The sequence below is a fragment of the Bradyrhizobium sp. Kon69 genome (assembly GCF_055807515.1).
Genome location: NZ_JBVVOS010000629.1, coordinates 1 through 230, shown reverse-complemented (window position 1 = coordinate 230; position 230 = coordinate 1). Strand labels below are relative to the sequence as shown.

1 pseudogene is annotated in these 230 nt (G+C 63.0%); it reads right to left on the bottom strand.

Features of this window, described 5'->3' with window-relative positions:
- Positions 1 to 202: pseudogene (locus AC0L3U_RS40375) on the bottom strand (LysR family transcriptional regulator); the annotation flags it as partial.
- Between the last annotated feature and the right edge of the window lie 28 nt (positions 203 to 230).

Genomic DNA, 230 nt, shown 5'->3' with positions numbered 1-230 from the left:
CGCGCTGCTTCATCGCCGGGTTCAAGGCGCTATCCTGCCCGAGGCGCTGGGTAAGAAAATCGACAAAGCTATGGACCTTGGCCGGCACTCGACCGTTGTTCTGGAACACCACCTGGATCGGCAGCGCAGCCGGCTCGAAATCCTGCAGCACAACTTCCAACTCCCCCGCCGCCACCGCTGCCGCAACCTGGTAGGACAGCACCCGTGTCATTCCCCAACCCAGGCGTGTC